This window comes from Nonomuraea sp. NPDC051191, from assembly GCF_044455665.1.
Classification (GTDB): domain Bacteria; phylum Actinomycetota; class Actinomycetes; order Streptosporangiales; family Streptosporangiaceae; genus Nonomuraea.
Genome location: NZ_JBITEZ010000001.1, coordinates 846,009 through 872,604 on the forward strand (window position 1 = coordinate 846,009; position 26,596 = coordinate 872,604).

Annotated in this window: 29 protein-coding genes and 1 pseudogene; 25 read left to right on the forward strand and 5 right to left on the reverse strand. The window is 69.7% G+C overall.

Annotated features, from left to right (window positions below; translation table 11 throughout):
- Positions 1-10: 10 nt before the first annotated feature.
- Positions 11-640: a bifunctional DNA primase/polymerase gene (locus ACIA8R_RS04155; RefSeq protein WP_357692437.1), complete on the forward strand. Its 630-nt coding sequence runs from the start codon at positions 11-13 to the stop codon at positions 638-640.
- A 48-nt stretch (positions 641-688) separates the two neighbouring features.
- The gene (hemL, locus tag ACIA8R_RS04160) at positions 689-1,978 is read left to right on the forward strand and encodes a glutamate-1-semialdehyde 2,1-aminomutase (RefSeq protein WP_364082602.1); all 1,290 of its coding nucleotides are present in this window, start codon (positions 689-691) and stop codon (positions 1,976-1,978) included.
- Here hemL and ACIA8R_RS04165 read toward each other — a convergent pair.
- Complete coding sequence (locus ACIA8R_RS04165) at positions 1,920-2,819, reverse strand: EamA family transporter (RefSeq protein WP_397036435.1); 900 nt, start codon at positions 2,817-2,819, stop codon at positions 1,920-1,922. The two genes, hemL and ACIA8R_RS04165, sit on opposite strands and share 59 nt — an antisense overlap.
- Positions 2,820-3,002: 183 nt before the next feature.
- Between ACIA8R_RS04165 and ACIA8R_RS04170 the strand changes: the two genes are divergently transcribed.
- Positions 3,003-3,923 carry a LysR family transcriptional regulator gene (locus tag ACIA8R_RS04170; RefSeq protein ID WP_357692431.1) on the forward strand — a complete coding sequence of 307 codons (921 nt, stop codon included), beginning with the start codon at positions 3,003-3,005 and terminating at the stop codon, positions 3,921-3,923.
- A gap of 39 nt (positions 3,924-3,962) precedes the next feature.
- Here the strand turns inward: ACIA8R_RS04170 and ACIA8R_RS04175 are convergent, their stop codons facing one another.
- Entirely contained in the window at positions 3,963-4,823 is an 861-nt protein-coding gene (locus ACIA8R_RS04175) for a DMT family transporter (RefSeq protein WP_364082596.1), read from the reverse strand.
- A gap of 246 nt (positions 4,824-5,069) precedes the next feature.
- Here ACIA8R_RS04175 and ACIA8R_RS04180 point away from each other — a divergent pair, with 246 nt between their 5' ends.
- The 5 genes from ACIA8R_RS04180 (at position 5,070) to ccsA (ending at position 9,578) form a co-directional block, all read left to right on the forward strand.
- The gene (locus ACIA8R_RS04180; RefSeq protein WP_397036437.1) at positions 5,070-5,708 is read left to right on the forward strand and encodes a histidine phosphatase family protein; all 639 of its coding nucleotides are present in this window, start codon (positions 5,070-5,072) and stop codon (positions 5,706-5,708) included.
- Between the two features lie 71 nt (positions 5,709-5,779).
- Entirely contained in the window at positions 5,780-6,352 is a 573-nt protein-coding gene (locus ACIA8R_RS04185) for a TlpA disulfide reductase family protein (RefSeq protein ID WP_357692425.1), read from the forward strand.
- Positions 6,345-7,067, forward strand: coding sequence for a cytochrome c biogenesis protein CcdA (locus ACIA8R_RS04190; RefSeq protein WP_364082590.1), 723 nt, complete (start codon positions 6,345-6,347; stop codon positions 7,065-7,067). The genes ACIA8R_RS04185 and ACIA8R_RS04190 overlap by 8 nt, the downstream gene beginning before the upstream one ends.
- Positions 7,067-8,629: a cytochrome c biogenesis protein ResB gene (locus ACIA8R_RS04195; protein WP_364082587.1), complete on the forward strand. Its 1,563-nt coding sequence runs from the start codon at positions 7,067-7,069 to the stop codon at positions 8,627-8,629. The genes ACIA8R_RS04190 and ACIA8R_RS04195 overlap by 1 nt, the downstream gene beginning before the upstream one ends.
- Entirely contained in the window at positions 8,619-9,578 is a 960-nt protein-coding gene (gene ccsA / locus ACIA8R_RS04200; RefSeq protein WP_357692419.1) for a cytochrome c biogenesis protein CcsA, read from the forward strand. The genes ACIA8R_RS04195 and ccsA overlap by 11 nt, the downstream gene beginning before the upstream one ends.
- On the opposite strand, the gene ACIA8R_RS04205 is transcribed toward ccsA, so the two are convergent.
- Positions 9,575-9,862: a PLD nuclease N-terminal domain-containing protein gene (locus tag ACIA8R_RS04205; RefSeq protein WP_364082584.1), complete on the reverse strand. Its 288-nt coding sequence runs from the start codon at positions 9,860-9,862 to the stop codon at positions 9,575-9,577. The genes ccsA and ACIA8R_RS04205 overlap by 4 nt on opposite strands.
- Positions 9,863-9,985: 123 nt before the next feature.
- Between ACIA8R_RS04205 and ACIA8R_RS04210 the strand changes: the two genes are divergently transcribed.
- Both ACIA8R_RS04210 and ACIA8R_RS04215 read left to right on the forward strand, forming a co-directional pair.
- On the forward strand, positions 9,986-10,963 hold the full coding sequence (locus ACIA8R_RS04210) for a hypothetical protein (protein WP_397036441.1): 978 nt from the start codon (positions 9,986-9,988) through the stop codon (positions 10,961-10,963).
- 10 nt (positions 10,964-10,973) lie between these two features.
- Positions 10,974-11,216, forward strand: coding sequence for a hypothetical protein (locus tag ACIA8R_RS04215; protein WP_357692412.1), 243 nt, complete (start codon positions 10,974-10,976; stop codon positions 11,214-11,216).
- Positions 11,217-11,381: 165 nt separating this feature from the next.
- Here the strand turns inward: ACIA8R_RS04215 and ACIA8R_RS04220 are convergent, their stop codons facing one another.
- Positions 11,382-11,603 carry a BldC family transcriptional regulator gene (locus ACIA8R_RS04220; RefSeq protein WP_026214226.1) on the reverse strand — a complete coding sequence of 74 codons (222 nt, stop codon included), beginning with the start codon at positions 11,601-11,603 and terminating at the stop codon, positions 11,382-11,384.
- Positions 11,604-11,860: 257 nt separating this feature from the next.
- On the opposite strand from ACIA8R_RS04220, the gene ACIA8R_RS04225 reads away from it, so the two are divergent.
- Positions 11,861-12,079 (forward strand): DUF4229 domain-containing protein, encoded by a 219-nt coding sequence (locus ACIA8R_RS04225; protein ID WP_357692410.1) that lies wholly within the window; start codon positions 11,861-11,863, stop codon positions 12,077-12,079.
- Here ACIA8R_RS04225 and ACIA8R_RS04230 read toward each other — a convergent pair.
- Positions 12,076-13,236 (reverse strand): hypothetical protein, encoded by a 1,161-nt coding sequence (locus tag ACIA8R_RS04230; protein WP_357692408.1) that lies wholly within the window; start codon positions 13,234-13,236, stop codon positions 12,076-12,078. The two genes, ACIA8R_RS04225 and ACIA8R_RS04230, sit on opposite strands and share 4 nt — an antisense overlap.
- Before the next feature lie 207 nt (positions 13,237-13,443).
- On the opposite strand from ACIA8R_RS04230, the gene ACIA8R_RS04235 reads away from it, so the two are divergent.
- The 14 genes and pseudogenes from ACIA8R_RS04235 to nuoK all read left to right on the forward strand — a co-directional run bounded on the left by ACIA8R_RS04235 (position 13,444) and on the right by nuoK (position 26,589).
- Positions 13,444-14,160, forward strand: coding sequence for a demethylmenaquinone methyltransferase (locus ACIA8R_RS04235; RefSeq protein WP_397036444.1), 717 nt, complete (start codon positions 13,444-13,446; stop codon positions 14,158-14,160).
- 519 nt (positions 14,161-14,679) lie between these two features.
- Positions 14,680-14,847, forward strand: a pseudogene (locus tag ACIA8R_RS04240) (DUF397 domain-containing protein); the annotation flags it as partial.
- 183 nt (positions 14,848-15,030) lie between these two features.
- Entirely contained in the window at positions 15,031-16,284 is a 1,254-nt protein-coding gene (locus ACIA8R_RS04245) for a geranylgeranyl reductase family protein (protein WP_357692404.1), read from the forward strand.
- A gap of 64 nt (positions 16,285-16,348) precedes the next feature.
- On the forward strand, positions 16,349-16,744 hold the full coding sequence (locus ACIA8R_RS04250) for an NADH-quinone oxidoreductase subunit A (RefSeq protein ID WP_364082570.1): 396 nt from the start codon (positions 16,349-16,351) through the stop codon (positions 16,742-16,744).
- A gap of 2 nt (positions 16,745-16,746) precedes the next feature.
- Positions 16,747-17,298 (forward strand): NADH-quinone oxidoreductase subunit B family protein, encoded by a 552-nt coding sequence (locus ACIA8R_RS04255; protein WP_352322512.1) that lies wholly within the window; start codon positions 16,747-16,749, stop codon positions 17,296-17,298.
- Positions 17,295-18,002, forward strand: coding sequence for an NADH-quinone oxidoreductase subunit C (locus ACIA8R_RS04260; RefSeq protein ID WP_397036447.1), 708 nt, complete (start codon positions 17,295-17,297; stop codon positions 18,000-18,002). The genes ACIA8R_RS04255 and ACIA8R_RS04260 overlap by 4 nt, the downstream gene beginning before the upstream one ends.
- Entirely contained in the window at positions 17,999-19,324 is a 1,326-nt protein-coding gene (locus ACIA8R_RS04265) for an NADH-quinone oxidoreductase subunit D (RefSeq protein ID WP_357966348.1), read from the forward strand. The genes ACIA8R_RS04260 and ACIA8R_RS04265 overlap by 4 nt, the downstream gene beginning before the upstream one ends.
- The gene (gene nuoE, locus ACIA8R_RS04270; RefSeq protein ID WP_364082567.1) at positions 19,311-20,045 is read left to right on the forward strand and encodes an NADH-quinone oxidoreductase subunit NuoE; all 735 of its coding nucleotides are present in this window, start codon (positions 19,311-19,313) and stop codon (positions 20,043-20,045) included. The genes ACIA8R_RS04265 and nuoE overlap by 14 nt, the downstream gene beginning before the upstream one ends.
- Positions 20,042-21,334: an NADH-quinone oxidoreductase subunit NuoF gene (nuoF, locus tag ACIA8R_RS04275; RefSeq protein WP_357692395.1), complete on the forward strand. Its 1,293-nt coding sequence runs from the start codon at positions 20,042-20,044 to the stop codon at positions 21,332-21,334. Before nuoE ends, nuoF begins: the two co-directional genes overlap by 4 nt.
- A complete protein-coding gene (locus tag ACIA8R_RS04280; RefSeq protein ID WP_397036450.1) occupies positions 21,331-23,718 on the forward strand; it encodes an NADH-quinone oxidoreductase subunit G in 2,388 nt (795 codons plus the stop codon). Before nuoF ends, ACIA8R_RS04280 begins: the two co-directional genes overlap by 4 nt.
- A complete protein-coding gene (gene nuoH / locus ACIA8R_RS04285) occupies positions 23,715-25,019 on the forward strand; it encodes an NADH-quinone oxidoreductase subunit NuoH (RefSeq protein ID WP_352322507.1) in 1,305 nt (434 codons plus the stop codon). The genes ACIA8R_RS04280 and nuoH overlap by 4 nt, the downstream gene beginning before the upstream one ends.
- On the forward strand, positions 25,006-25,521 hold the full coding sequence (gene nuoI, locus ACIA8R_RS04290; protein ID WP_189646988.1) for an NADH-quinone oxidoreductase subunit NuoI: 516 nt from the start codon (positions 25,006-25,008) through the stop codon (positions 25,519-25,521). The genes nuoH and nuoI overlap by 14 nt, the downstream gene beginning before the upstream one ends.
- Positions 25,514-26,296, forward strand: a complete 783-nt coding sequence (locus ACIA8R_RS04295) for an NADH-quinone oxidoreductase subunit J (RefSeq protein ID WP_357692390.1) — start codon at positions 25,514-25,516, stop codon at positions 26,294-26,296. The genes nuoI and ACIA8R_RS04295 overlap by 8 nt, the downstream gene beginning before the upstream one ends.
- Positions 26,293-26,589: an NADH-quinone oxidoreductase subunit NuoK gene (gene nuoK / locus ACIA8R_RS04300; protein ID WP_125643825.1), complete on the forward strand. Its 297-nt coding sequence runs from the start codon at positions 26,293-26,295 to the stop codon at positions 26,587-26,589. Before ACIA8R_RS04295 ends, nuoK begins: the two co-directional genes overlap by 4 nt.
- Positions 26,590-26,596: the final 7 nt, after the last annotated feature.

Sequence of the window (26,596 nt, forward strand, 5' to 3'; positions counted from 1 at the left end):
GGGAGACACCATGGTGGGGGTACCACTGGCTCGGCGTACCAGAAAGCGGTCGCGGCCGACGCGCATCGATACTGTGCTGGAGTACGCGTCCCTGGGCTGGCCCGTCGTGCCGGGGGCCTTTCCGCTGCGTCACGGCCCCCGCGCGTGCTCGTGCGACCGCGTCGGCTGTCCCGACCCGGGCGCCCATCCGCTCTCGCCCGCCTGGCACATGCAGGCCACGACGGACACGACGCTGCTGACCCGCTGGTGGGAGAGCGAGCCCGAGGCCAACGTGATCCTGCCCACAGGGCGCGTGTTCGACGTGTTCGACGTACCGCTCGCCTCCGGCCTGTCGGCCCTCACCAGGATCGACGCCGCCGATGCCCACCCAGGCCCGGTCGCCGCTCAAGGCGACCGGGTCTTGTTTTATGTGGCCACCCGCGGCAATCCCGAGGACGAGGACGAGTGGTGGTCCTGCCAGCTCGACTGCGACCCGGCCACCATCGACGACACGCCGGGCCTGCGCTGGCACTGCCGCGACAGCTACGTGCTCGCGCCGCCCTCGACCCTGCCCACGGGCCAGCCGGTCTCCTGGCTCCGGCCGCCGGACGGCCGCCCGCTGCCCGACCCGCTGCGCATCCTGGAATGGCTGGCCGACTGACCACGCCCTGCGGCGAGGGCACCGGTACGCGGGGCTAACCTGGGTCGGGTGAGCCGTACACAGAACTCCGAGGACCTGTTCGCCCGCGCCAGGGAAGTGGTGCCCGGCGGCGTCAACTCGCCCGTGCGCGCGTTCGGCGCGGTGGGCGGCACGCCGCGTTTCATGGCCTCCGGCCAGGGGCCCTACATCACCGACGTCGACGGCAACCGCTACGTCGACCTGGTCTGCTCCTGGGGTCCGATGATCCTCGGCCACCGGCATCCCGCGGTCGTCGAGGCCGTCTCCGGCGCGGTCGCCCACGGCTTCTCCTACGGCACCGCCACGCCCGGCGAGGTCGAGCTGGCCGAGGAGATCGTCTCCAGGATGGCGCCGGTCGAGAAGGTGCGCCTGGTCAGCTCCGGCACCGAGGCGACGATGAGCGCGGTGCGCCTGGCGCGCGGCTTCACCGGGCGGTCCAAGGTGATCAAGTTCGCCGGCTGCTACCACGGGCACGTCGACGCGCTGCTGGCCTCGGCAGGGTCAGGGGTGGTGACGTTCGGGCTGCCGGACACGCCGGGGGTCACCGGGGCGTCGGCGGCCGACACGATCGTGCTGCCGTACAACGACATCCAGGCGGTGGAGGAGGCGTTCGCGGCGGCCGAGGTGGCCTGCGTGATCACCGAGGCGTGCCCGGCGAACATGGGCGTCGTCCCGCCGCGCGACGGCTTCAACGCCCGGCTGCGCGAGCTGTGCACGGCCAACGGCGCGCTGCTCATCGTCGACGAGGTGCTCACCGGCTTCCGCGTCTCGTCCGCCGGCTGGTACGGCCTCGACCCCGTTGACGCCGACCTCATGACGTTCGGCAAGGTCATGGGCGGCGGCCTGCCCGCGGCGGCGTTCGGCGGCCGGGCCGACGTGATGGCCTTCCTGGCTCCGGAGGGCCCGGTCTACCAGGCGGGCACGCTGTCGGGCAATCCGCTGGCCTGCGCGGCCGGCCTGGCCACCCTGCGCGCCCTCGACGCCGACGCCTACGCGCGCATCGACGCGGCGGCGCTCGCGGTGGGCGACGCGGCGGCCGAGGCGCTGGCGAAGGCGGGCGTGCCCCACCGGTTGCAGCGGGCCGGCAGCCTGTTCTCGATCTTCTTCGCCGAGGCCGAGGTGAGCAACTTCGACCAGGCGAAGGCCCAGAACACCGCGGCCTTCACCGCGTTCTTCCACGCGATGCTCGACCAGGGTGTCTATCTGCCGCCGTCGGCGTACGAGGCGTGGTTCCTGTCGGCGTCCCACGACGACGAGGCGCTCAACCGGATCGCCGACGCCCTGCCGGCAGCGGCGAAGGCGGCCGCGGCGGTTCTGTGACCCGGCGCGGCCTGGTGCCGGCGTAGAGCACGCCGGCGACGATGAGGGCCGCGGCCAGGAGCTCGATCCAGGAGAGCGGCTCGCCGGCCACCAGCGCGGCCGACGACATGCCGAACACCGGCACGAGCAGCGTGTACGGCGCCACGGTCGAGGCGTCGTACCGGCGCAGCAGCCAGCCCCACACGCCGAACCCGCCGAGCGTCGAGACGAAGGCCACGTAGGCCAGCGACAACCATCCCTCGGCGGGGGCGGCCAGCACGGGCGGCCCCTCGACCAGCAGCGACAGCAGCAGCAGGGGCGGCGCCGAGAAGGCGCTCACCCAGACCATGAACCGCAGCGAGTCCGGCGGCGCGGCCCTGCGCTGCACCACGTTGCCGAGGCCCCAGGCCGCGGCGGCGGCCACGCACAGGGCGAAGGCGCCCAGCGGACCGGACACCCCGAAGTCGAACGCGACCAGGGCCAGGCCGCCGAAGGCGACCGCCAGACCGAGGACGCGGCGGGCGGTGGGCCGCTCACCGAGCAGCGTCACCGCGAACAGCACGGTGAAGAGCGCCTGCATCTGCAGGACGAGAGAGGTCAGCCCGGCCGGCATGCCCGCTCGCATGCCCACCAGCAACAGGCCGAACTGACCCACTCCGAGCGTGGCCGCCACCCCGGCGACCCAGCGCCACGGAACTCCGGGCCGCCCCACGAGCAGCAGGGCGGGGAACGCCGCCAGGGTGAACCTGATGCCCGCGTACAGCAGCGGGGGGAAGTACTTCAGGCCGACCTGCATGACGACGAAGTTGAAGCCCCAGACGGCCGCGAGGCCGACGGCGAGGGCGAGGTGGCGGGGGCTCACGCAGAGCGGGTCTTCTGGTACCGGTTGCGCTGCTCGCGGGCCTGCTCGGCGAGCACCTTGAGGTACGAGGTGGAACGGGTCTCGGGCTTCCTGCTCTTAATGATTCGCATGCATATATTTTCATCTGCTTCAGATACAACCACAAGCGAGACTTTCTACGCTAAACCCTTTAGTCTGGCTTACATGTTGGACCTGAACCGGCTCAAGGCTCTTCACGCCGTGCACGTCTACGGTTCGGTCGGCGCGGCGGCCGACGCGCTCATGGTCACGCCCTCGGCCGTCAGCCAGCAGATCGCCAAGCTGGAGCGGGAGACGGGCGCCCGGCTCATGGAGCGCAACGGGCGCGGCGTCCGGCTGACCGACGCCGCGGGCCTGCTCGCCGAGCACGCCGAACGCATCCTCGCCCTGGTCGAGACCGCCGAGGCGGACTTCGAGGCCCTGCGCGGCGAGGTCGTCGGCCGGCTCAGCATCGCCGCCTTCGCCACGGCGACCCGCGGGCTGATGCCCGGCGCGGTCGTCCGGCTCAAGAAGAACCACCCCGACCTGCACGTGCACCTCTACGAGCGCGAGCCCGAGCGGGTGCTGCGCGAGGTGGCCAGGGGCGAGCTGGACCTGGGCGTGATGCAGGACTGGCTCAACCGGCCCATCGCCATGCCCGAGGGCCTGTCCAGGGCCACGCTGCTCGACGACGTGGCCGACGTCGCCATCCCCGCCGGTCACCCGCTGGCCGGGCGCAGGGAGGTGGGGCTGGCCGAGCTGCACGGCGAGCAGTGGATCAGCTCCTCGCCCGGCACGGTCTGCCACGACTGGCTGGTCTTCACGCTGCGCAACGCCTCGCTGGAGCCGGAGATCGCCTGCATGGCCGACGAGTACCCGACCCAGCTCGCCCTGGTCGCCGCCGGGCTGGGCTGCGCGATCGTGCCGCGGTTGGGCCGCGACTGCGTGCCCGACGGCGTGCGACTGGTCCCGCTCATGCCGCGGCAGTCGCGCCGCATCTACGCGGTGTGGCGCACCGACGCGGCCCGCCGTCCCGCGATCAGGGCCACGGTCGAGGCGCTGGTCGCCGTCAGCCGCGAGCAGGAGAACGCCTGGGCGGTCAGCTGAGCACCCGCCACGCGCCTGCCCCCGCCTCCGCGCCCGCGCTCAACTGAGCGCGATCGCCACCACGCCGCCGAGGATCACGCCCGCCGCCAGCAGCCGCCGCCGCAGGTCGCCCTCGGCCAGCAACCGCCCGCCGAGCACCACCGCGATCAGCACGCTCACCTCGCGCGCCGGCGCGACCACGCTCACCGGCGCCATCGTGAACGCGACCAGGATCAGCAGGTACGACAGGAAGATCAGGAACGCCGCCCCCACGATCCGCGACCGGTGCTCCCGCCACACGCTCACGACCAGCCGCCGCCTGGCCCCGGCGACGAACGGCGTGAGCGCCAGCGCCCGCCCGACCTCCCCGAGGTAGTTGAGCATGATCGGCGCCACCGCGAACGCGCTGACCACCTGCGAGTCCCACACCGTGTACCCCGCGATGAACAGCCCCACGACCAGCCCGGACACCACCCCCCGCAGGTCGCCGCGCCCGGCCGCGCCGCCGCTCATCATGAACACGCCGACCCCGACGAGCACGATCCCGGCCACGCCGGCCGGCGCCGGATGCTCGCCCAGGAACAGCACGGCCACCAGGCTGGCCAGCATCGGCCCGGTGCCGCGGGCGACGGGGTAGACGAGCGACAGGTCACCCGCGCCGTAGCCACGCTGGAGCAGCACGAAGTACCCCAGGTGCAGGGCCGTGCTGCCGCAGATCACCGCGAGGTCGCCCCACGACAGCCGGGCGCCCGTGACCAGCAGGAACCCGGCGAACAGCGGGCTCCACACCACCGTGGCCACGACCCCGATCAGCCAGAGGAAGACGATCCCGTCGGCCTGGGCCGCCTTCTTGCTCAGCAGGTTCCAGGTGGCGTGCGCGACGGCGGCGACGAGAATGAGGACCAGCGCCCAAGGGCTCATGCGGGCGACTCCTTCCAGGGGTGACGGAGAGGAGCCTCCAGGCTTTTGTCCCGTCAGCTGTACGACCCCCCGGGGGCCGTGGCGCCGCTCGGACCTGTCTTCCGGCCCTGGTTGTGGTGGCGGGGGAGGGCAGGCCGGACGCGGAACCCTAGGCGCAGTCGTCCCCGACCCTACCGCCGCGCGAAATGCCGGACCAGGCAGCCCCTGACTATGACCGGCATCGAAACGGATAGGCTGTGGCACACCATGGCTGAAACCACCGTCGTCCACCTTTTGCGCCACGGTGAGGTGCACAATCCCGGCGGCATCCTGTACGGCAGGCTGCCCGGCTACCACCTGTCCGACACCGGCAGGCTCATGGCCGAGACGGTCGCCAAGGCCGTCGGCGGTCGCGACATCGTCGCCGTCCACAGCTCGCCGCTCGAACGCGCGCTGGAGACCGCGGCTCCGCTCGCCGACAAGCTCGGCCTCGACGTGACCAAGGACGACCGCCTGCTCGAAGCGGCGAACATGCTGCAGGGCCGTCCGGTCGGCCAGGGGCTGGGCATCCTCCGCAACCCGCGCAACTACCGCTATTTCTGGAACCCGCTGCGCCCGTCGTGGGGCGAGGCGTACCCGGCGATCGTGGCGCGGATGAAGTCGGCGGTCGACGACGCCAGAGCCGCCGCGCGCGGGCACGAGGCCGTCCTGGTCAGCCACCAGCTCCCGATCTGGACGATCAGGATGGCCGCCGAGGGCCGCCGGCTCTGGCACGACCCGCGCCGCAGGCAGTGCGCGCTGGCCAGCCTCACCACCTTCACCTTCGAGGGCGACCGCCTGGTCAGCGTCGGCTACAGCGAGCCGGCCGGATCGCTGAGTGCGGGGCCGTCGATACCAGGGGCCTGATGTCCGGGCCATGAGTCCCCGCCGGTAGAGTTGCAAGCTCTACCGGTTGTAGTACAAGGAGATCATCCTCCGTGCGCGCGACGTCCATCTCCCTCGTTCTCCTGGCCGCGCTGGCCGCGCTCACCACGGGCTGCGCGGCCAACCAGAGCGGGCAGCCCCAGGTGGGCGACACCCGGTTCGTCGCGGGCGACGGCAAGATCCAGGTCTTCGACGTCTCCGACCGCAAGGCGGCCCCGCCGGTCGAGGGCCCCACGCTCGACGGCGGCACGGCCTCGCTGGCCGCCCACAAGGGCAAGGTCGTGGTGATCAACTTCTGGGCCTCGTGGTGCGGCCCGTGCCGGGCCGAGGCGCCGGTGCTCAAGGAGGCCGCCGCCAAGACCAAGGGCGACGTGCAGTTCATCGGCGTCGACTTCAAGGACCGCCAGGCCGACGCCATCGCCTTCGAACGCACCGAGCAGACCGGCTACTCCCACATCTTCGACCAGCCCGGCAAGGTCGCGCTGTCCTTCCAGGGCACCGTGCCGCCCGCGGCGATCCCGTCCACGCTGGTCATCGACAAGCAGGGGCGGGTCGCGGCCAGGGCGCTCGGGGCGGTCAAGTACACCGACCTGATGAACACGCTCACCAAGGTGCGCGATGAGTGACGTCGTCGCCTCGGGCTCGCTGCTGCTCGCGCTGCCGATCGCGCTGCTGGCCGGGGTGGTGTCGTTCCTGTCGCCGTGCGTGCTGCCGCTGGTGCCGGGCTATCTGTCGTACGTGACGGGCATGAGCGCCGACCCCAAGCGGGGGCGGCTGGTGCTCGGCACGGTGTTGTTCGTGGCCGGGTTCGCGCTGGTGTTCGTGCTCAGCGGCGCGCTGTTCGGCGGGCTCGGCTCGATCATGCTGGGCAACGCCCAGATCATCACGCGGGTGCTGGGCGTCCTGACGATCCTGCTCGGGCTGGCGTTCCTGGGCGTGCTGCCCGGCCTGATGCGCGACGTGCGCATCCACAAGCTGCCGGCCGCGGGCCTGGCCGGCGCGCCGCTGCTCGGCGTGGTGTTCGGCCTCGGCTGGACGCCGTGCATCGGCCCCACGCTGGCCGTCGTGCTCACGCTGGGGCTCAACGAGGGCAGCGCCTCGCGCGGCGCCCTGCTGGCCGTCGCCTACGCGCTCGGTCTCGGGCTGCCCTTCGTGGCCGCGGCCCTGGCCTACAGCAAGGCGTTGCGCACGTTCCGGGCCGTGCGCCGGCACACCCAGCTGATCACCAGGATCGGCGGGGTCATGATGGTGGCCGTCGGGCTGCTGCTCGTCACCGGACTCTGGGGAGCGATGATCGCGGCCATGCAGGGGCTCATCGGCGCGTTCGAGCCGGTGATCTGATGAGCGTCGACGAGCTGGTGCGTGAGGAGCGTGAGCCGCGGCAGGCCAGGCTGGGGCCCGTCGGCTGGCTGCGATGGTGCTGGCGCACCCTCACCTCGATGAAGACCGCGCTGATCCTGCTCTTCCTGTTCGCGCTGGGCTCGATCCCCGGCTCGCTGGTGCCCCAGCGCAGCGTCGAGCCCGACAAGGTGGCGCTGCTCTACCAGCAGAACCCCACCCTGGCCGAGTGGTACGACCGGTTCCAGCTCTTCGACGTGTTCACCTCGGTCTGGTTCGCCGCCGTCTACCTGCTGCTGTTCACCTCGCTCGTCGGCTGCATCATCCCGCGCACCGCGACCTATCTGCGCGAGCTGCGCCGCAAGCCGCCCGCGGCCCCCAAGAACCTGTCCCGGCTGCCGCACGCCGACTCCTTCGAGGGCGACCTGACCGTCGAGGAGGCCGCCGGACGGCTGCGCAAGCTGCGTTTCCGCGTCGTCACCGGCGACGGCTGGGTGGCCGCGGAGAAGGGCTACCTGCGCGAGACCGGCAACCTGTTCTTCCACGTCGCGCTGATCGGCATCCTGCTCGCGGTCGGCTTCGGCTCCCTGTACGGCTACCGCGGCAACGTCCTGGTCGTCGAGGGCGACGGCTTCGCCAACACCGTGGCCGCCTACGACAGGTTCATCCCCGGCAGCCGGGTCTCGGCCGAGTCGCTCCAGCCGTTCTCCTTCGAGCTGTCCGACTTCAAGGCCACCTACCAGGTCGAGGGCGACAAGAAGGGCCAGGAGCTCGACTACTCCGCCTACCTGAAGGTGCACGACGAGCCCGGCGCGCCCGTCCGCGACTACGAGCTCAAGGTCAACGACCCGCTAGAGGTCGACGGGACGCAGACGTACCTGATCGGCCACGGCTACGCGCCCGTCTTCAAGGTCACCGACGGCAAGGGCCAGGTCGCCTACGAAGGGCCCGTGGCCTGCCTGATCGACCAGAAGGCCACGCTGACCTCGTCGTGCGTGGTCAAGGCGCCCGACGCGCAGCCGTCCCAGCTGGGGTTCCTGCTGCGCTTCCTGCCCACCAGCGTGCCCCTGACCGACGGCAACTACGCCTCGGCCTTCCCTGGCGAGCTCCAGCCGCAGGTGCAGCTCCTGGGCGGTTACGTGGGCGACCTCGGCATGCGGTCGGGCAAGCCCCAGTCGGTCTACAAGATCCTGCCGGACGAGCTCGACGGCAAGGTCGTCCCGGTGGTGCGGGGATCGTTCGCGACCAAGCCGCTGTCGGTGGGGGAGTCGACCACGCTGCCCGGCGGGGCCGGGAAGCTGGAGTTCACCGGCGTCAAGGAGTGGATCACGCTCCAGACCGCCTACGACCCGGGGCGCGTGCCCGCGCTGATCGCCGCGGCGGTCGCGGTCGTCGCCATCGCGCTGTCGTTGATGATCCGTCGCCGCCGTGTCTGGGTGCGGATCAAGGAAGGGCGGGTCGACGTGGGCGGCCTGACCCGCACCGAGGGCTCCGCGGCGGGCTTCGCCGAGGAGTTCGCCGAGATCGTCAAGGCTCTATCAGCAGGAGAACAGCATGTCCGCTGAGCAATTGGCCGAGCTGAGCGACAATTTCGTCGTCGCCACCGTCCTGCTCTACATCTTCGCCATGGTGGGCTTCGCGATGGAGCTGGCCTTCGGCAGGGCCGTGCTGGGCAAGGCCGCCGTGAAACGGGCCGCCCGGCAGCCCGTCACGGTCGGCGCCCCCTCGGACGGCGACTCCGCGCCCGAGGCGGAGGAGGCCGTCGCCGACCCCGTGCCCGTCATGGGAGGCGGGGCCAAGGCCGGGCGCATCGCGCTCGTGCTGGCCTGGATCGGCTGGGCGGCCAACCTCGGGGCCATCATCACCCGCGGCCTGGCGGTCGGCCGGTGGCCGTGGGGCAACATGTACGAGTTCGTGGTGGCCATCTGCCTCGCCGCCGTGACCGCGTTCCTGTTCACCCAGGTGCGTCAGAACGTGCGGTTCCTGGGCGCGTTCGTGATGATCGCCGCGACGCTCGGGCTCGGGTTCGCGGTCAAGGTGCTCTACACGGCGGCCGGGCCCGTGGTGCCGGCGCTGAACTCGTACTGGATCGCGATCCACGTCAGCGCGGCGATCCTGGCCAGCGGGCTGTTCACGCTGGCCGGCGTGTCGGGTGTGCTGTTCCTGGTGCGCGGCGACGGGCTGTCGCGGCTGCCCAGCCGCGACGACCTGGAGCGGGTGGCCCACCGCGCGATCGTGCTGGCCTTCCCGCTGTGGACGTTCGCCGTCATCGCCGGCGCGCTCTGGGCCGACCGCGCCTGGGGCCGCTACTGGGGCTGGGACCCCAAGGAGGTCTGGTCCTTCATCACCTGGGTGGCGTACGCGGCCTACCTGCACGCCAGGGTGACCGCCGGCTGGCGGGGCAGGGCCGCCATGATCGTGCAGCTGCTGGCGTTCGGGTGCCTGATGTTCAACCTGGTCGGCGTCAACATCTTCATCTCCGGCCTGCACAGCTACGCCGACGTCAGCGGTTAGTCCTCGCCGCGCATCCGCCGGTCGAGATCTCTCAGGAAGTCGGGGTCGTCGTCCGGGCCCTTCGGCGCGCCCGGGCCCGGCGACACCGGCCACGGGTCGCGCTCGGCCTTCGGCCGCCCGCGCAGCATCCAGATCACGCCGCCGAGAAGCGGGATCAGCACGACGATGAGGACCCAGAGCGCCTTTGGTACGTTCCTGACCTCTTCCTCGGGTGCGGTGATGACGTCGAAGAGTGAGAAGAGCCAGAAGGCCAGCAACGCCAGGCCGATCAGAACACCTGCCATGCCCGAACTGTAAGCCATCCGCGACGTGATCGTGTCGGACGATGTCCCGTTTCGGATGACTCGGGAAGATCAGCGTCGTACCGTGGAACCCGGTTCGGCATGGACGCGGCGTGAAGGGGTGCGATGGCCTTTTCTCACGACAAGGGCCGACATCGGCGCGGCCGTTGGTGGCGACGCGGGTCGTACCTGTTCTCGCGGCGCGACGAGGCTCCTCCGGACGCGGACCGTTCCTTCTGGTCCCGGCGGAGGGACAGCCGCCCCGAGGTCCCGAGAGAGCGGCTCAACGGCGCGGAGCGGCGCAAGGAGCAGCAGCCGGAACGGTTCGCCCGCCCCGGCACCCCCCAGCGGCGCGAGGTGACCTGGGACGGCCTCTCGCTGCGCGAGCGCGGTGAACGCCTGCCCGCGGCCGTCGCCGAACGCCCCCGCTACACCTGGTACGACTTCGAGCTCGACGACACACCCCCCAGGGCCCAGCCCAACAGGCCCGAGGCCCCTTCCATCGGCGACGGCCTGCGCCACTGCGGCAAGCTGGAGAAGATCCTCCACCGCCAGTGGGACGCCCGGCACGGCCCGCCGTCCAAGGACGCAGTACGCGCGGTGGAGAGCCTGGCCCGGCTGCCCGAACGGCTGAAGGAGCTGCTGGCGACCGGCCTGGAAGGCATCTACGTCGGCGCGGGCGGCGTCCCCGACCTCGACGACATGGGCTACTTACGCGGCGCGCCGCTCCCGGCGGGCCGGGCCACCTGGGACATCTGCGCCGGCGCGTACGGCGACCGCAAGATCGTGGTGGGCGACCGGCCCTCACCCACGCCGGACGTGATGATGCACGAGGTCGGGCACGCCATCGACGACCTGGACTCGCTCCACGGCGAATGGGTGTCGGACTCGCCGGAGTTCCTCAAGCTCTACCAGAACGCCTTCCCCAAGCTGGCCTCGACCTTCCACCGCCAGGGCAACGGCCTGGGCCGCAAGGAGTTCTTCGCCGACGCCTTCGCGGCCATCGCCGCCCGCCAGCGCCCGGCCCTGGTGGACATGCTCGGCGGCGACACACGGATGGCGCTCGACGTCATGCTCTTCTTCAACCGGCGCTACGGAATCTAGGTGATCAGCCATGTACGTGATCCGGCTCGCGGACGGGACCTTGCGCGTGCCGCAGAGCCTGACCAGCGAAGACGGGCGTCTGATCGGCAACGCGTACGTGGACGTGCAGCCCGGCGATCCCGAATACGACAAGTGGCTGCCCGAGTCGCTGACCGAGGAGGAGGCGGCCGAGCGCAGGCGTCGCTGGGAGGAGGAGAACGACGACCTCGAACGCGAGTTCCTGGCGTTCAAGGCCAGCCAGGAGGACGCCTGAGGAGGACAGGCGCCAGCCACGGTCGGCGGTTGGCGCCGCCCCGTGCTTGCCCTCGGGAGGTGTGGCCCGGAAGCACGCTCGTTCACGGCCTCACGACGTGAGGCGGATTGAGGTCCCGCCAGCGGTGATCCTGGCGGATCTCAGGATCACCGACTAGACGGAACGTCAGACGCGCGGGGACTCACCTGCTGGCCTGTCGGCCGTGAGAACGTCCTCGCCTCTAAGAAGGGCGTGCACTTCCGACTCGCGGAAGCGCCGGTGCCCTCCGGGGGTGCGGATACTGCTGATGCGGCCTGCCGCAGCCCAGCGCGTAACCGTCTTTGGGTCTACCCGGAAGAGGGCGGCAACCTCTCCTGGGGTCAGCAGACGCTCGCTGCTACTCTCCACCAATCTCTCCCCCTCGCATCCCGCTTCCTGCCAGCGGGCGGACAGGTAACCAGTGTGTCGAGCGAAGCCTGATTTATCCGTGGTTTTCGACAAAGATCACGGGTTGTTATCAGCTGACTGCCCGATTGTTATATGATAGAGCCTCTTTGGGGCTCTCGTGGGTGTTTCTTTACGAAACACCCTTACTGGGAACAGTAGCAGCGCTCGCGTCCGATGCGAAGAGCGACCGCTACCCAGGGACGAGTAACCTCGAACCTGTGCATCCCGTTCTCGTTTACACCGCGTCGCGGATCGGCCTGTTTGTCGTGACCCTGGGTGTTCTCTACCTCGTCGGCCTGCAAAACCCGCTGATCCTGCTCGCAGCCGCTTTCGTGATCAGCGGCGTAGCCAGCTACGTGTTGCTGTCGAGGCAGCGTGACGCCGTCAGCCAACGCCTCAGCAACAAGATCGATCGCCCGAAGCCGCAGGGCGACTAGGGCAGGGGGAACATGCCAATCCGGGCATGGTACTCCCGTCCGAGTCGCGTTGTGTCACTACCGACTAGTAGCCCTGTCTTGTGCGCCAGAAATGCCTTCACGCCGATGCCGCGCTCCCGGCCGGGATTCCAGGCGAGCGCCTTTCCGGTGGACGGATGAATGGCGCCGATGCCCTCGCGGGGGACCGCGCCCGGGCCGGCCGAGTCGCGGCCCTGCGGGTTGTTCAGCCAGCGCTGGTGGCCGCCGACATAGACCGCTGAGCCGGTCACCGCGACCGCGTAGAGAGAGTCGCCGCCGGTGGCGTTGGTCCAGGTCGGCCTGATGTCCGAACCCGTCGCGTAGGTCTCGAACCGGGCGGCCGTGTCGCACATGCGACCCCTCGGGCCCCCGGTCGTGACGACCACGAAATAGCGGCCGTCGGGGGAGAAGTCCAGGCCGCGCACGTAGGAGGGGAACGGCTCGGCGCAGCGCTGCGCGTAGATCTCGGTGCGCCAGTCGGCGACCCTGGCCACGGGCCCGCTGACGTCGACCAGCCCGAGCTGCGGGCGCGACTTCCCGCCGAGCATGGTGAACGAGCCGTCGACCGCCAGCCTGCTCCCCGACAGAGCCAGGGCCTGGACCTTCACCCTGGGCGTCAGCGGCTCGCCCGGCGTGATGACGAAGCCGGGGTCGGCCACGCCCGTCGCGGCGTCGAGCCCGGCCAGGGCGACGCGCGGCCGGACGAAGTCGCCGCCGACGTAGAGCTTGGACCCGTTCCTGACGAGGGTGGTGACCATGCCGCCCTCGACGCGGGGGGAGAAGCCGCTGACGAGTTGCCCGTCGGCGAGGCTGATCCGGGCCAGCGCGCGGGCGCCGGTGTTGTTGACGCCGGGGAAGGCGCCGCCCACGTAGACCGTGCCGTGGTCGCCGGCGGCCAGGCCGTAGACCGGGCCGGCGACGGACGGCGCGAAGTCGCGCAGGATGCGGCCGGTCGCCAGGTCGTAGGCGAACAGGTTGGCCCGGCGCAGTGTGTACGTGCGGGCGGCGTCGCCGACCTCGCTGAACGAGCCGCCGACGACGACGGTGCCGCCGACCAGCGCGATGGCGTTGACGATGCCGTCGAGGACGTGGGGGGTGTTGTCGACCGGGTCGGCCGAGACCACGCGGGGATGCGCCACGGGGGCCGAAGCGATGATCGCCGCAAGGGCGACACGGGCAAGCATTCACCAACAACTAGCAGACGTTCGGTAGTGGTGCCGTTACTTTGCGTGAATTGCCGTAAGGGCCGGGCTCGCCGTGGGTCCGCCCGTCCACCCGGCGGTAGCTGGTCAAAGGCCGTAACGCCCGGCGAAAACCCCGCCGGCCGCGTGAGTACTCTTGTCCGCATGACGCGCGCTCAGTTGGACAAGCAGCCGGACGAGGTCGCGGCGATGTTCGATCGCACCGCCCGGCGCTACGACCTGGTCAACGACGTTGCCTCGCTGTGGCAGGTCAGGCTCTGGCGCAAGGCCGTGGCCGCCGCCGTCGACGCGGGGCCCGGCGAGGTCGTGCTCGACCTGGGGGCGGGTACCGGCACCTCCACAGACAGCTTCACCAGCCTCGGCGCCCGCGCGGTGGCCTCCGACTTCTCCCTCGGCATGTTGCGCACGGGCGTGCGGCGGCACGGCGGCAATTCGTTGAGCGGGCCCGGCATCCCCTTCGTGGCCGGTGACGCGATGCGGCTGCCGTTCGCGGACGGCGTCTTCGACGCGGTGACGATCTCGGTGGCGCTGCGCAACGTGCACGACACCTCGCAGGCGCTGCGCGAGATGCTCCGGGTGACCAGGCAGGGCGGGCGGCTGGTGATCCTGGAGTTCTCGCACGTGACGTTCGCGCCGTTCGACCTGGTCTACCGCGAGTACCTGATGAAGTTCCTGCCCAAGGTGGCCGGGGTGTTCGGCTCCAACGACGACTCCTACGACTACCTCGCCGAGTCCATCAGGGACTGGCCCGACCAGCGGACGCTGGCCCGGACGATCAGTGACGCCGGCTGGGAGCGGGTCGCCTGGCGCAACCTCTCGATGGGCATCGTCGCCGTGCACAGGGCCTTCAAGCCCGCCTGACCGGGCCCGGTCCTGCCTGGCCGGAGTTCAGGGATTCGGCTTGCGCCTTTCTGCCCGCTTTCGCCTTTGCGGGTTGCTCTGAGGGAGACCTCGTGCAATTCCCGCCGGGATGACGACGGGGGCTCTTTCCGGGATTGCTCATTCTGGGCATATCTCCTCGAATTCCCGGAAGGAGCCCGGGTGATCGGAGAAATCAATCCGGCACTCCGCCGCCGGGAGCTCGCCGATGGAGAACGGGCAGGTGGCGCCGTCCGAGAAGGGCGTCGCCAGGCTGCTGCGGCACTACGGCGCCGGCAGAGCGCGGCGACCTGCTGCTCGTCGTGGCCCGCAACGACGGGCGCGAAGGGCTCCGAATTCACCGCGTCGTTGGCAGATCAATTGTAACGACATGGTTATCGCGGCGTGTCTTGCGGGCCCGGCCGATCTTCTGTTGGCTACCGTCATTGGTCCAGACCAATGAGACTCAGGAGGTAGTCCGTCCGATGAGGCCTCACTGTCTCACCGGACGGATGGCGCAGGAGCAGTCTCAGCGCGGCCGCCGGCGAGTGCGTCGAGTTTACCCGGAGCACAACCGGTGAGGTGCTGTTGCGTGACGCGAAAGACCCCTCCGGTCCGGTTCTGTCCTTCACGCCCGGTGAGTGGCGGGCGTTCCTCGGCGGAGTGCACAACGCCGGGTTCGAAGTCTGACGCTCTCGTGCGAGGCCCTTCGTTGACGACGGAGGGTCTTCTTGTGTCCGGGATGCGTACCCCGACTGCCACTATGTACAGGAAAAGCAGTAGACTGCGGGCCGACAAGTTTGTGAAGGGGTTCACAAAGGAACGAAGGCGCAAGACCCCGAGGCCTTCGAGCGTGTAGGACAGGACAGTCCAGTGACCGTGCCACCAGCCATACAGGCTGACGCCGACGTCATCGTCGTCGGCGCCGGTCCCGCCGGTTCCGCAACCGCCTTTTACCTCGCTCAGGCCGGTCTCGACGTGCTCCTCCTGGAGAAGACCAGGTTCCCCCGCGAGAAGGTCTGCGGCGACGGCCTGACGCCGCGTGCCGTCAAGCAGTTGCTCAACATGGGCGTCGACATCGACGCGCCCGGCTGGATCAGGAACAAGGGCCTGCGCGTCGTCGGCGGCGGCCACCGCTTCGAGCTCGACTGGCCGCAGTTGGAGCGCTTCCCCGACTTCGGGCTCGTCCGCACCCGCAAGGACTTCGACCAGATCGTCGCGGCCAACGCGGTCAAGAACGGCGTGCGCCTCATGGAGGGCGTCACCGTGACCGGGCCGGTGCTCGACGACCGCAGCGGGCACATCGTCGGCGTGCGCACCAAGGACGGCGCGACGTACCGCAGCCGGGTGGTCGTGGCGGCCGACGGCAACAGCACCCGCCTGGCGATCGGCATGGGCCTGCACAAGCGGGAGGACCGGCCCATGGGCGTGGCCGTCCGCACCTACTTCGAGAGCCCCCGCCACGACGACGACTACCTGGAGACCTGGCTGGAGCTGTGGGACGGCGACACGCTGCTGCCCGGCTACGGCTGGGTGTTCGGCGTCGGCGACGGCACCGCCAACGTCGGGCTCGGGCTGCTCAACACCAGCGCCCAGTTCGGCAACATCGACTACCGCGACCTGTTGAAGCGCTGGTGCAAGGCCATGCCGGCCGACTGGGGCTTCACCGAGGAGAACATGACGGCCCCCATCCGCGGCGCCGCTCTCCCGATGGCCTTCAACAGGCAGCCGCACTACACGCGGGGTCTTATCCTCGTGGGTGACTCCGGCGGGTCAATCAACCCGTTCAACGGCGAGGGCATCGCCTACGCCATGGAGACCGGCGAGATCGCCGCCGAGATCATCGCGAAGGCCCTCAAGGACACCACTCCCGCACAGCGCGAGCGGATCCTGAGGACCTACCCCCAGGTGATGAAGGACGCCTACGGCGGCTACTTCACTCTAGGGAGGTTGTTCGTCGAGGCGATTGGGAAACCGGGTGTGATGCGCTTCGGGACCAGGCACGGCCTGCCTCACCCGAGGCTGATGCGCTTCGCGCTCAAACTCCTTGGTAATCTCACCGACCGGCGAGGCGATGCGTCCGACATGATCATCAACGCACTCTCGAAGGTCGCCCCACCAGCATGATTCCCACGACAGACACATCAAGCTGCGCGCCCGCGCGCGCGGCGACTCCAGAGGAGGCGTAGCGATGGACCTTTACGTGCCCATCCTGGTGCTCGCCGTTCTCGCGGGGGGCTTCGCGATCTTCTCGGTCGCCATCGCTCCCTTCACCGGACCCAAGCGCTGGAACCGCGCGAAGCTTGACGCCTATGAATGCGGCATCGAGCCGACGCCCCAGCCGGTCGGTGGCGGACGGTTCCCGCTCAAATACATGATCACCGCGATGCTCTTCATCGTGTTCGACATCGAGATCATCTTCCTCTACCCGTGGGCGGTCTCCTTCGCACCGCTGAAGAACGACGCGGGCGACGTCATCTCGTCGGGCCTCGGACTGTTCGCGCTGGTCGAGATGCTGCTGTTCATCGTCACCGTGCTCGTCGCCTACGCGTACGTGTGGCGCCGCAAGGGTCTGGACTGGGACTGAAAATGGGACTTGAAGAGAAACTCCCCAGCGGGTTCATCCTCAGCACGGTCGAAGCGGCCGCCGGATGGGCGCGTAAGAGCTCCGTGTGGCCGGCCACGTTCGGCCTCGCATGTTGCGCCATCGAGCTGATGGCCACCGGTGGCCCCCACTACGACCTGGCGCGCTTCGGCATGGAGCGCGCTTCGGCGTCTCCCCGCCAGGCCGACCTCATGATCGTCGCCGGGCGCGTGTCGCAGAAGATGGCGCCCGTCCTGCGGCAGATCTACGACCAGATGGCCGAGCCCAAGTGGGTCATCGCCATGGGCGTGTGCGCCTCCAGCGGCGGCATGTTCAACAACTACGCCATCGTGCAGGGCGTCGACCACGTCGTGCCGGTCGACATCTACCTGCCCGGCTGCCCGCCGCGGCCGGAGATGCTGATCGACGCGATCGTGAAGCTGCACGACAAGATCCAGAACATGAAGTTCGGCGCTCACCGCGCCAAGCAGATCGAGGACCTCGAACTGCGGGCGCTGCGCACGCTGCCGCTGATCGACCAGGGGGCCGGAAAGTGACCTCGCCCGACCACCTTCCCGGGAGCCCGGAGAGCGGGGAGGCCCCCGAGGCCGCCTCGGTCCCGGCCGTCCCCGAGGCGCCCGTCGCCCGGCACGGCATGTTCGGCGCGCACGACTCCGGCGACACCTCCGGCTACGGCGGCCTCGTCGTCCGCCGGGCGCCGCAGATCTCCACGCCCCGCCCGTACGGCGGCTACTTCGACGAGCTCGTCGACGCCCTCGCCCTCGACGACGCCATCGAGCGCGTCGTGGTCGACCGCGGCGAGCTGACGCTGCACGTGCGCCGCGAGCGCGTGGTGGAGGTCTGCCAGAAGCTGCGCGACGACCCGGCCCTGCGGTTCGAGCTGTCGCTCGGCGTGTCCGGGGTGCACTACCCGCACCTGAAGGGCGAGGAGCTGCGCGCCGTCTACCACCTGTGCTCGATCACCCACAACAGGCGCGTGCGCCTGGAGGTGAGCGCACCGGACAGCGACCCGCACATTCCATCCACCGTGGGCGTTTACCCTGGTCATGACTGGCATGAGCGGGAGACGTACGACTTTTTCGGCATCGTCTTCGACGGTCACCCGTCGCTCACCCGGATCATGATGCCGGACGACTGGGACGGTCACCCGCAGCGCAAGGACTACCCGCTCGGCGGCATCCCGGTCGAGTACCGGGGCGCCACCATCCCCTCGCCGGACCAGAGGAGGTCTTACTCATGAGCACCGCTTATGACGAGGCGACAGAGGGCAAGGTCTACTCGGTCACCGGCGGAGACTGGGACGAGGTCGTCGGCGGAGCGCGCGACACCGAGGAAGAGCGCCTGGTCGTCAACATGGGCCCGCAGCACCCGTCCACGCACGGCGTGCTCCGCCTGGTCCTGACTCTCGACGGTGAGACGGTCACCGAGGCGCGCAGCGTCATCGGCTACCTGCACACCGGCATCGAGAAGAACATGGAGTACCGGACGTGGACCCAGGGGACCACGTTCGTGACCCGCATGGACTACCTCTCGCCGATCTTCAACGAGACCGCGTACTGCCTCGGTGTGGAGAAGCTGCTCGGCATCACCGACCGCGTGCCCGAGCGGGCGCAGGCCATCCGCGTGATGATGATGGAGCTCAACCGCATCGCCTCGCACCTGGTCGCGATGGGCACGTTCGGCATGGAGCTGGGCGCGACCACGCCGTTCCTGTTCGGCTACCGCGACCGTGAAATGATCATGGACCTGTTCGAGTACATCACGGGTCTGCGCATGAACCACGCCTACGTCAGGCCGGGCGGCGTGAGCGTCGACCTGCCCGCGGGCGCGGTCGACAAGGTGGGCGAGTTCCTCAAGGAGATGCCCAAGCGGATCAAGGACATCCGCAAGCTGCTCGACGAGAACCCCGTCTACGTGCGCCGCACCAAGGACGTCGGCTACCTCGACCTGACCGGCTGCATGGCGCTCGGCATCACCGGCCCCATCCTGCGCGCCGCCGGGCTGCCCTGGGACCTGCGCAAGTCGCAGCCCTACTCCGGCTACGAGACGTACGAGTTCGAGGTCGCCACCGAGCGCGGCTGCGACGTCTACTCGCGCTACCTGGTGCGCATGCGGGAGATGGAGGAGTCGCTCAAGATCGTCGAGCAGGCTCTCGACCGCATCGCCGGCCCGCTCAAGGGCGACCCGGTGATGATCGAGGACAAGAAGATCGGCTGGCCCGCGCAGCTCGCGCTCGGCCCCGACGGCTTCGGCAACTCGCCCGATCACATCGCGCACATCATGGGCAGCTCGATGGAGGCCCTGATCCACCACTTCAAGCTGGTGACCGAGGGCTTCCGGGTCCCGGCCGGCCAGGCGTACGCGAGCATCGAGTCGCCCAAGGGCGAGCTCGGGGCGCACGTCGTCAGCGACGGCGGCACCCGCCCGTACCGCGTGCACTTCCGTGAGCCTTCCTTCTGCAACCTGCAGGGCTTCCCCGCCATGGCGGAGGGCGGCCAGGTCGCCGACGTGATCGCCGCGGTGGCTTCTATCGACCCCGTCATGGGAGGTGTGGACAGGTGAGCGAGCTTGTCGAGCACACAATCAGACACAGCACGCAAGTCATGAGCGGGCCGGAGGCACGTTCATGACTTATTCACCGGAAGTCCGGGAGCGTCTGGAACAGGACGCCAAGGAGATCATCGGCCGCTACCCCAAGACGCGGTCCGCGCTTCTCCCGCTGCTCCACCTCGTGCAGTCGGCCGACGGCTACGTCTCCGACGACGGCAAGGAGTTCTGCGCCGAGATGCTCGGCCTGAGCAAGGCCGAGGTCACCGGCGTGGCGACCTTCTACACGATGTACAAGCGCAAGCCCGCCGGCGACTACCACGTGGGCGTCTGCATCAACGCGCTGTGCGCCGTCATGGGCGGCGACCAGATCTGGGACGAGCTGTCCGAGCACGTCGGCGTCGGCCACGAGGAGACCACCGGCGACGGCAAGATCTCGCTGGAGCGCCTCGAGTGCAACGCGGCCTGCGACTTCGCCCCGGTCATGATGGTCAACTGGGAGTTCTTCGACAACCAGACGCCCGCCTCGGCCAAGCAGCTCGTCGACGACCTGCGTGACGGCAAGGACGTGCGGCCGACCCGCGGACCGAAGAAGCTCTGCACCTTCAAGGAGGCCTCGCGCGTGCTCGCGGGCCTGCCCGACGACCAGGCGGGCGACGGCCCGTCGGCCGCCGGCCCCTCGCTGGAGGGCCTGAAGGTGGCCAAGGCCAACGGATGGAAGGCCCCCGAGGCATGAGCACCACACTGACCCCGGTCCTGACGGCCAACTGGGACCAGGCCGACTCCTTCACCCTCGACGGCTACGGCGGTGACTACAAGGCGGCCAAGAAGGCGCTGGGCATGGACCCCGACGCCGTCATCCAGGCGGTCAAGGACTCCGGCCTGCGCGGCCGCGGCGGCGCCGGCTTCCCCACCGGCATGAAGTGGGGATTCATCCCGCAGGGTGACGGCAAGCCCCACTACCTCGTCGTCAACGCCGACGAGTCGGAGCCGGGCACCTGCAAGGACATCCCGCTGATGATGGCCAACCCGCACTCGCTGGTCGAGGGCGTCATCATCACCGCGTTCGCGATCAGGGCCAACTACGCCTTCATCTACGTGCGCGGCGAGGTGCTGCACGTCATCCGCCGGCTGCACGCGGCCGTGCGCGAGGCGTACGAGAAGGGTTTCCTGGGCGAGGACATCCTCGGCTCCGGGTACAACCTGGAACTCGTCGTGCACAGCGGCGCCGGCGCGTACATCTGCGGCGAGGAGACGGCGCTGCTCGACTCGCTGGAGGGCTTCAGAGGTCAACCGCGACTCAAGCCCCCGTTCCCGGCCGTGGCGGGCCTGTACGCCTCACCGACTGTCGTGAACAACGTCGAGTCGATCGCCAGTGTTCCCTCGATCATCAGCAACGGCGCCGACTGGTTCGCCTCGATGGGCACCGAGAAGTCCAAGGGCTTCGGCATCTTCTCCCTCAGCGGCCACGTCACCAGGCCCGGCCAGTACGAGGCCCCGCTCGGCATCACGCTGCGCGAGCTGCTCGACATGGCCGGCGGCATCCGCGAAGGGCACCAGCTCAAGTTCTGGACCCCGGGCGGCTCCTCCACGCCGATCTTCACCGACGAGCACCTCGACGTGCCGCTCGACTTCGAGGCCGTCGGCGCCAAGGGCTCGATGCTCGGCACCCGCGCGCTGCAGATCTTCGACGAGACCACCTGCGTGGTCCGCACGGTGCTGCGCTGGACCGAGTTCTACGCCCACGAGTCCTGCGGCAAGTGCACGCCGTGCCGCGAGGGCACGTACTGGCTCAAGCAGGTGCTCAAGCGCCTGGACAAGGGCCAGGGCACCGAGGAGGACCTGGCCACGATCACCGACATCGCGGACAACATCCTCGGCCGCTCGTTCTGCGCCCTCGGCGACGGCGCGACCAGCCCGATCCACTCCTCGGTGAAGTACTTCCGCGAGGAGTACCTCAAGCACTTCGAGATCGGCGGCTGCCCGTTCGACCCGAAGAAGTCCACTCTCTGGGGTGAGCAGTGACCGTCGTAGAAACAGAAATCACCCTGGTGACCCTCACCATCGACGGGTTCCAGGTCAGTGTCCCCAAGGGCACCCTGATCATCAGGGCCGCCGAGCTGCTGGGCATCCAGATCCCCCGGTTCTGCGACCACCCGCTGCTCGACCCGGCGGCCAACTGCCGCCAGTGTCTCGTGGACATCCCCGACGCGGGCAACGGCCGCGGCTTCCCCAAGCCGCAGCCGTCCTGTGCGATCGAGGTCGCCGAGGGCATGGTCGTGCAGACCCAGCTCACCTCGCCGGTCGCCGAGAAGGCGCAGCGCGGGGCCATGGAGCTGCTGCTGATGAACCACCCGCTCGACTGCCCGGTCTGCGACAAGGGCGGCGAGTGCCCCCTGCAGAACCAGGCCATGTCGAACGGCCAGGGCGAGTCGCGGTTCCAGGAGCAGAAGCGCACGTTCCCCAAGCCGCTGCCGCTGTCCACGCAGGTGCTGCTCGACCGTGAGCGCTGCGTCCAGTGCGCCCGGTGCATCCGCTTCTCCGACCAGATCGCCGGCGACCCGCTCATCGAGTTCTTCGAGCGCGGCGCCAAGGAGCAGGTGCGGGTCGCCGACGGCAAGCCGTTCAACTCCTACTTCTCCGGCAACACGGTGCAGATCTGCCCGGTCGGCGCGCTCACCGGCGCGGCCTACCGGTTCCGGGCGCGTCCGTTCGACCTGGTGTCCACGCCGAGCGCGTGCGAGCACTGCGCGTCGGGCTGCTCCCTGCGCACCGACCACCGGCGCGGCCGCGTCACCCGCCGCCTGGCGGGCAACGACCCGCAGGTGAACGAGGAGTGGAACTGCGACAAGGGCCGCTGGGCCTTCTCCTACGCCACCCAGCCCGACCGGCTCAAGACGCCTCTGGTGCGCAACGAGGAAGGCGTGCTCGTGCCCGCCTCGTGGCCGGAGGCGCTGGCGGTCGCCGCCGAGGGTCTGGCCGCCGCCCGCGGCAGGGCCGGCGTGCTGGTCGGCGGCCGGGTCACGGTCGAGGACGCCTACGCCTACAGCAAGTTCGCCCGGGTCGCCCTGGGCAGCAACGACATCGACTTCCGCGCCCGCCCGCACTCCGCCGAGGAGGCGCAGTTCCTGGCGCACGCGGTCGCCGGCAAGGGCATCGAGATCAGCTACACCGACCTTGAGAAGGCCCCGGCCGTGCTGCTCGTCGGGTTCGAGCCCGAAGAGGAGTCGCCGATCGTCTTCCTGCGCCTGCGCAAGGCGTGGCAGAAGAAGGGCCTGAAGGTCACCGCCATCGCGCCGTTCGCCTCCGCCGGGCTGGCCAAGATGGGCGGCACGCTCATCGCCACCGCCCCAGGGGCCGAGGCCGACGCGATCGGCGAGCTGGTCGGCACGCTGGCCGAGGGCACGATCGTGCTCGCCGGCGAGCGGCTGGCCACCGTGCCGGGCGCGCTGTCCGCCCTGGTCCGCCTCGGCGCCGGCTCCGGCGTCCGGGTGGCCTGGGTGCCGCGCAGGGCCGGTGAGCGCGGCGCGCTCGAAGCCGGCGCGCTGCCGAACCTGCTGCCGATCGGCCGTCCGGTGGACGACGAGGGCGCCAGGGCCGAGGTCGCCAGGGTCTGGAACGTGGGCTCGCTGCCCGCCGTCCCCGGCCGTGACACCGACGGCATCATCGCCGCCGCCCGTACCGGTGAGATCGACGCGCTGGTCGTGGCCGGCGTCGACCCGCACGACCTGGCCGACCCCGCCGCCGCGCTGGAGGCGCTGGAGAACACGCCGTTCATCGTCAGCCTGGAGATCCGGGCCAGCGCCGTCACCGACCGCGCCGACGTGGTGCTGCCGGTCGCGGCCGTGCAGGAGAAGGGCGGCACGTTCGTCAACTGGGAGGGCAGGGGCCGCTCGTTCGAGGCGCCGCTGCGCGTGCCCGGTATCCAGAGCGACCTGGCCGTCATCGGCAACCTCGCCGACCGCATGGACGTGCACCTCGGCCTGCCGGACGCCAAGGCCGTCCGCCGCGAGCTGGGCAGCCTCGGCGCCTGGCGCGGGGCCCGCGTCGCCGCGCCGAGCACCGCCACCCGCGCCCAGGCCGCCCCGGCGGCCGGTGAGGCGCTGCTGGCGACCTGGCACCTGCTGCTCGACGAGGGCAGGCTCCAGGACGGCGAGCCGTACCTGGCCGGCACCGCCCGCGCCACCGAGGCGCTGGTGTCGGCGGCCACGGCGGCCGAGATCGGCGTCGTCGACGGCGACAAGCTCGTCGTCGGCGGCCCCGGCCCCAACGCGGTCACGCTGCCGGTCCGCGTCGCCGACCTGCCCGACCGGGTGGTCTGGGTGCCGGCGAACTCCGGCGGCTGCTCGGTCACGCGCGACCTGCGCGCGCTGGCCGGCGACATCGTCACCATCGGGAGCGCATCATGACCCACGTTCTCGCGGCCGATCCCACCCTTGCCGACTTCGGCAAGGACCCGCTGTGGATCACCATCATCAAGGCCGTGATGCTGTTCGCCTTCCTGATGCTGGGCATCCTGTTCGGCGTCTGGTACGAGCGCAAGCTGATCTCGCGGATGCAGCACCGCTACGGCCCCAACCGGGCCGGCAAGTTCGGTCTGCTCCAGTCGGTGGCCGACGGCATCAAGATGGGTCTGAAGGAGGACATCTTCCCGCGGACCGTGGACAAGGTGCTCTACCTGCTGGCCCCCGTGATCATGGTCGTGCCGGCGTTCCTGGCCTTCTCGATCGTGCCGTTCGCGCCGATGGTCAACCTGTTCGGCGTGCAGACGCCGCTGCAGCTCGTCGACCTGCCGGTGGCGGTGCTGTTCATGCTGGCCATGGGCGCCATCTCGGTCTACGGCGTGGTGCTGGCCGGTTGGTCGTCGCGCTCGCCGTACGCGCTGCTGGGCGGTCTGCGGTCGGCGGCGCAGGTGGTCTCGTACGAGATCGCGATGGGCCTGTCGTTCGTGGCCATCTTCCTGTTCGCCGGGACGCTGTCCACCTCCGAGATCGTCAAGGCGCAGGGCGAGCAGGGCTGGTTCGTCTTCCTGCTGATCCCGTCGTTCGTGATCTACGTGATCTGCATGTTCGGCGAGGCCGCCCGCATCCCGTTCGACCTGCCCGAGGGCGAGGGCGAGCTGGTCGGCGGCTTCCAGACCGAGTACTCCTCGTCCCTGAAGTTCGCCCTCATCATGATGGGCGAGTACCTGCACACCTTCACCGCCTCGGGCATCGCGGTCACCCTGTTCCTGGGCGGCTGGCGGGCCCCGTGGCCGATCTCCCTGTGGGACGGCGCCAACACGGGCTGGTGGCCGGTGCTGTGGTTCTTCATCAAGTTCGTGCTGACCTTCAGCTTCATCGTGTGGGTGCGTGCCTCGCTGCCGCGCGTGCGCTACGACCAGCTCATGTCCCTGGGCTGGAAGGTGCTGATCCCGGTGAACCTGGCCTGGATCCTGCTCGTCGCCGCGGCTCGCAACGTGGTCGTCAACGAGGGCAACAAGACGGTCGGCATCGTGATCGGCGCGGTCATCGTGGTCGGCGCGCTGGCCATCTGGATGCGGTTCGACACCGTCAACCAGCGGCGCAAGGAGGCGCGCAAGGCCGAGGTGGAGGCCGAGTTCGAGCAACTGTCCGACGAGCCGACGGCCGGCGGCTTCCCTGTGCCGCCGCTCGATCTGCCGCACTACCACGGGGTGCAGCACAAGGAGATTCCCAGTGGGACTAACTGATTGGCTGAACCCCGTCAAGGGCTTCGGGGTCACCTTCCACACGATGTTCAAGAAGCCCGTCACGACCAACTACCCGGAGGTCAAGAAGCCGACGGCTCCTCGCTTCCATGGTCGTCACCAGCTCAACCGCTGGCCGGACGGGCTGGAGAAGTGCGTCGGGTGCGAGCTGTGCGCGTGGGCGTGTCCGGCGGACGCGATCTACGTCGAGGGCGCGGACAACACCGACGAGGAGCGCTTCTCGCCGGGTGAGCGTTACGGGCGCACGTACCAGATCAACTATCTGCGGTGCATCCTGTGCGGCCTGTGCATCGAGGCCTGCCCGACCCGCGCGCTCACCATGACCAACGAGTACGAGCTCGCCGACAGCAGCCGCGAGAGCCTCATCTTCACCAAGGAGATGCTCCTCGCGCCCCTGACGCAGGGCATGGAGCAGCCGCCCCACCCCATGCGGCTCGGTGAGACCGAAGAGGACTACTACCGGCTGGGACGAACCAATGGGTGAGACCATCACATTCTGGGTTCTCGCCGTCGTATCCGTCGGCGCGGCGCTCGGCATGGTCTTCAACAGGAAGGCCGTCTACTCAGCGCTGATGCTGGGCACCGTGATGCTCTGCCTCGCGGTGCTCTACGCCGTCCAGGACGCGCCCTTCCTCGCCGCGGTGCAGATCATCGTCTACACCGGCGCCATCATGATGCTGTTCCTGTTCGTGCTCATGCTGGTGGGCGTCGACTCCTCCGACTCCTTCGTGGAGACGCTGAAGGGTCAGCGCTTCTGGGGCGCCCTCGCGGCCCTCGGCTTCGCCGTCCTGATCATCCTGGCGGTGGGCAACGCGATCTTCTCCGGTGAGGCGGGCCTCGCGCAGGCCACGGCGCAGGGCGGCTACGTCCGCTCGATCGCGCTGCTGCTGTTCACCAAGTACGTCTTCGCGTTCGAGGTCACCTCGGCCCTGCTGATCACCGCCGCCCTGGGGGCGATGGTCCTGGCGCACCGGGAGAAGCTCACCGAGAAGGTCACGCAGAAGGACCTCTCGCGCGCCAGGTTCCTGAGCGACAACCCCTCGGCCCTGCCCGGCCCCGGCACGTACGCCAGGAGCAACGCCATCGACATGCCGGCGCTGCTGCCCGACGGTTCGGTCGCGCCGTCGTCGGTCAACCGCTACATCGCCCGCTACGACGTCGAGCACGGCCACCTCCCCGAGGACCCGAAGCTCGCCGAGGCCATCCAGCACACGGCCGAGGATGACGCCGAGGAGACGACCAACGAGGTGACCAAGTGACGACCCACTACCTGATCCTGTCGGGTGTGCTGTTCGCGATCGGCGCGCTCGGCGTGCTGATCAGGCGCAACGCGATCGTGGTGTTCATGTGCGTCGAGCTCATGCTCAATGCCTGCAACCTCGCGTTCGTCACCTTCGCCAGGCAGAACGGCAACCTGGAGGGCCAGATCATCGCGTTCTTCGTGATGGTGGTGGCCGCGGCCGAGGTCGTCGTCGGCCTGGCCATCATCGTGACGATCTTCCGAACCCGCAGGTCCGCGTCCGTCGACGACGTCAACCTGCTGAAGTACTAAGAGAGGT

Coding starts and splice junctions, on each gene's coding strand:
- ACIA8R_RS04255 (WP_352322512.1), top strand. CDS start 16,747: ATGGGACTTGAAGAGAAACTCCCCAGCGGGTTCATCCTCAGCACGGTC.
- ACIA8R_RS04235 (WP_397036444.1), top strand. CDS start 13,444: ATGACGCGCGCTCAGTTGGACAAGCAGCCGGACGAGGTCGCGGCGATG.
- ACIA8R_RS04250 (WP_364082570.1), top strand. CDS start 16,349: ATGGACCTTTACGTGCCCATCCTGGTGCTCGCCGTTCTCGCGGGGGGC.
- ACIA8R_RS04180 (WP_397036437.1), top strand. CDS start 5,070: ATGGCTGAAACCACCGTCGTCCACCTTTTGCGCCACGGTGAGGTGCAC.
- ccsA (WP_357692419.1), top strand. CDS start 8,619: ATGTCCGCTGAGCAATTGGCCGAGCTGAGCGACAATTTCGTCGTCGCC.
- ACIA8R_RS04155 (WP_357692437.1), top strand. CDS start 11: ATGGTGGGGGTACCACTGGCTCGGCGTACCAGAAAGCGGTCGCGGCCG.
- ACIA8R_RS04215 (WP_357692412.1), top strand. CDS start 10,974: ATGTACGTGATCCGGCTCGCGGACGGGACCTTGCGCGTGCCGCAGAGC.
- ACIA8R_RS04175 (WP_364082596.1), bottom strand. CDS start 4,823: ATGAGCCCTTGGGCGCTGGTCCTCATTCTCGTCGCCGCCGTCGCGCAC.
- nuoH (WP_352322507.1), top strand. CDS start 23,715: ATGACCCACGTTCTCGCGGCCGATCCCACCCTTGCCGACTTCGGCAAG.
- ACIA8R_RS04190 (WP_364082590.1), top strand. CDS start 6,345: ATGAGTGACGTCGTCGCCTCGGGCTCGCTGCTGCTCGCGCTGCCGATC.
- ACIA8R_RS04195 (WP_364082587.1), top strand. CDS start 7,067: ATGAGCGTCGACGAGCTGGTGCGTGAGGAGCGTGAGCCGCGGCAGGCC.
- nuoF (WP_357692395.1), top strand. CDS start 20,042: ATGAGCACCACACTGACCCCGGTCCTGACGGCCAACTGGGACCAGGCC.
- ACIA8R_RS04170 (WP_357692431.1), top strand. CDS start 3,003: ATGTTGGACCTGAACCGGCTCAAGGCTCTTCACGCCGTGCACGTCTAC.
- ACIA8R_RS04205 (WP_364082584.1), bottom strand. CDS start 9,862: ATGGCAGGTGTTCTGATCGGCCTGGCGTTGCTGGCCTTCTGGCTCTTC.
- ACIA8R_RS04295 (WP_357692390.1), top strand. CDS start 25,514: ATGGGTGAGACCATCACATTCTGGGTTCTCGCCGTCGTATCCGTCGGC.
- ACIA8R_RS04265 (WP_357966348.1), top strand. CDS start 17,999: ATGAGCACCGCTTATGACGAGGCGACAGAGGGCAAGGTCTACTCGGTC.
- ACIA8R_RS04210 (WP_397036441.1), top strand. CDS start 9,986: ATGGCCTTTTCTCACGACAAGGGCCGACATCGGCGCGGCCGTTGGTGG.